2 protein-coding genes are annotated in these 1,725 nt (G+C 29.9%); both read right to left on the minus strand.

The features are described from left to right. Positions 1–764: 764 nt before the first annotated feature. Positions 765–1,499 (minus strand): 23S rRNA (adenine(2058)-N(6))-methyltransferase Erm(T), encoded by a 735-nt coding sequence (locus DVW06_RS16755; protein ID WP_002345002.1) that lies wholly within the window; start codon positions 1,497–1,499, stop codon positions 765–767. Positions 1,500–1,558: 59 nt separating this feature from the next. Beyond that, positions 1,559–1,612, minus strand: a complete 54-nt coding sequence (locus DVW06_RS16760) for an erythromycin resistance leader peptide (protein WP_137264919.1) — start codon at positions 1,610–1,612, stop codon at positions 1,559–1,561. Between the last annotated feature and the right edge of the window lie 113 nt (positions 1,613–1,725).

Here is a 1,725-nt window from a genome sequence, read left to right on the forward strand (position 1 = left end):
ATCCTGCTGAAATTGCTTTCCTTTAAAATGATTCATCGTCATTCCTCCTGCTATCTTTTTCTATTATTCTACCTTATTTGATAGTAGATTTAAAACTTTGCAACAGAACCGAAAAATAGCTAGGAGATTTTTGAGAGATGACTGGTAAATTTAAAAATGATAGAAATGGAGAGTATGTATGAGTAATAAACAATTTTTATGGTCTTCTTTTGCATTTATTGTTGTTGATATTTTTTTCCGATATTTTAATAACGATATGATATTTAACTGGCAAAGAATTATAATCGATTACTGTATTTTTTGTATAATATATTTTTTAGTGAAAACATTTCTAAAATACGCAAAAAAATAAAATTGAAGATGTTATTAAATCGCGATTATTTACGGAGATTTATATAAATAAAAACCCCCTGACGAAGTCGAAGGGGGTTTTTATTTTGGTTTGAGGTTTGCATACCTACCGAAAAGGTAGGGCAGCAAATCGTCAAACAGGTATCAGCTAATTGCACCATAAGGGTGCGCTGATACTCGGCTCAAAAGAGCCGAAAGAGCCGTCTGCAAGACCCCTCGGCGAGCCCACACTTTGCTTGCAAAGTATAGTGGGTTATACTTTACATGGAAGTAATTGCCGGAAATAGTGAAAATGCCTCACATTTGTGCCACCTAAAAAGGAGCGATTTACATATGAGTTATGCAGTTTACGGGCCAAGATTGTTTAAGCAAAATAAGATAAGTTAAGGGATGCAGTTTATGCACCCCTTAACTTATCTATTAAATAATTTATAGCTATTGAAAAGAGACAAGAATTGTTCAAAGCTAATATTGTTTAAATCGTCAATTCTTGCATATTTTAAGGCTTGATAAAATTGGTTTTTGGAAAATAGTTTTATGTATTCTTTGTTAACCCATTTCATAACAAAATTTTCATATTGTTTTCTATCTTTGAGTGATATTTTTGAAGGGTGTCTTTTTAATACAATTAACGAGCTATTAACTCTAGGTTTTGGATGAAAGTATTCTCTAGGGATTTTACTTAATATGGATATATCAACTTCTGTCATTAAAAATAGTGCTAGTGAACGATTTGTATTTAGCAACCTTTTAGCAAATCCATATTCCACTATTAAATAACTTTCTGTAGCTGTGCTTTCAAAAACAATTTTTCGAATTATATCTGTACTTATATTGTAGGGTATATTTCCATATATCTTATATGACTTATTTTTAGGAAACTTAAATTGTAAAATATCTTTATTGATAACCTGGAAGTTCTCATATTCAATAAGTTTGTTTTTAGTTATCCTACATAATTTAGGATCTATTTCAATGGCGGTTACATAATTACACCTTTTAGCTAATTCAAACGTGAAATGACCTTTCCCTGAACCAATCTCAATAATATTATCATTTGTATTTAAATGTACATTTCTCAAAATTTCATTTATATGATGCTTTGAAGTAATAAAGTTTTGACTATCTTTTATATTTTTTTTGTTCATTATAACCCACTCCTATGAGGTTATAATGAATGTTTATATTAACAATCCATTATAACCACTTATTTTTTGTTTGGTTGATAATGAACTGTGTTGATTACAAAAATACTAAAAATGGTTCTGTTGCAAAGTTTTAAATAAAGAATAAAATCCCTTACGGTATCTATGATTTAAGCTGGGATTCCCAATAATACCTTGATTTCAGTACAGACCGAAAACCCGAAGAGAG

The organism is Enterococcus sp. ARL09-542 (assembly GCF_005234805.1).
Classification (GTDB): domain Bacteria; phylum Bacillota; class Bacilli; order Lactobacillales; family Enterococcaceae; genus Enterococcus_D; species Enterococcus_D gallinarum.